Here is a 925-nt window from a genome sequence, read left to right as displayed (position 1 = left end):
GGCTTGAGGCTAAGCGGTTGAAATTGGAACTGGGACTTGCAGATGATTTAAACAAGATGCAGAGGGGGTTGTATGGTGAGTGAAAAAAGCCTTACTAATGTTCTTGAATGGTGTGTCAGGTCTTTAACGCCAGGAGGAGTTTTTTTTAAAACCGAAAAGAATGAAGAGGTTAGCTTAAAGAGCTGTTTGGAATTGATGCTTAAAAATTTAAATTACCTGAATGAAAATGATGGTTACGAAGATTGGGAGTGGCTTAAGAGTAGTTTCAAGGACAAAATTGAGCTTAGTGTTTCAAATAACATGGATCAACAGTATGCAAATTGGGAGGAGGTCTTAGACTTTTGTTTGATTTTTGTTTTTGAAATACATTACATAACTGGTAATGATGAACTAGAGTCTTTGTTAGACAAGCTTTTGAGTGCCAGAGAATACTATTTAAAGAATTGCAAAAATAAAAAGTCGGTTGACTATTTTGATAAGTATAATAGTGGTGTAAGAAAAAGTTTAGATCTTTATAGAAAGGCTCAAGCATCGGAGTCAATAATTAATAATGAAATAAGCAAGAGATTAAAAGAGCATAAAGATAAAGAGGAAGAGTTAAGTTATCATCTTGATTATTTGAAGAAAAACTTGTCAGCGCTGAAAGGGGAAGCTAGCTTTTTATCCTCGTCAAAAGTATTTAATAAGATGGAGGGTAATGCTAGGGCTAAAGAAAATAAAGCATTATGGGCTTCTTTTGCTTTTGCCATGATAACTATTTCTTATCTTTTATTGATTGCAATTTATTTGATTGATAATGATAGCTTCTCCTTTTCATTAACCGCTGATAGTGCTCCGGGTAGGTTAATGTTTTGGGAGGAGGTTAGGCTGTTAGATATTAAGCTGCTTATGATTTCATCGACCTTTGTTTTTTTGGGAATCTATT

1 protein-coding gene is annotated in these 925 nt (G+C 34.1%); it reads left to right on the top strand.

What is annotated here, in order from left to right; all coding sequences use genetic code 11:
* Window positions 1-72: 72 nt before the first annotated feature.
* A partial coding sequence (locus MOY_RS16490; protein ID WP_009102213.1) for a hypothetical protein occupies window positions 73-925 on the top strand: 853 nt, incomplete at its 3' end.

Origin of the sequence: Halomonas sp. GFAJ-1, from assembly GCF_000236625.2 — a bacterium.
Taxonomy (GTDB): Bacteria; Pseudomonadota; Gammaproteobacteria; order Pseudomonadales; family Halomonadaceae; genus Vreelandella.
The sequence above is the reverse complement of the archived record's forward strand: the minus strand, read 5'-3'. Positions and strand labels throughout refer to the sequence as shown.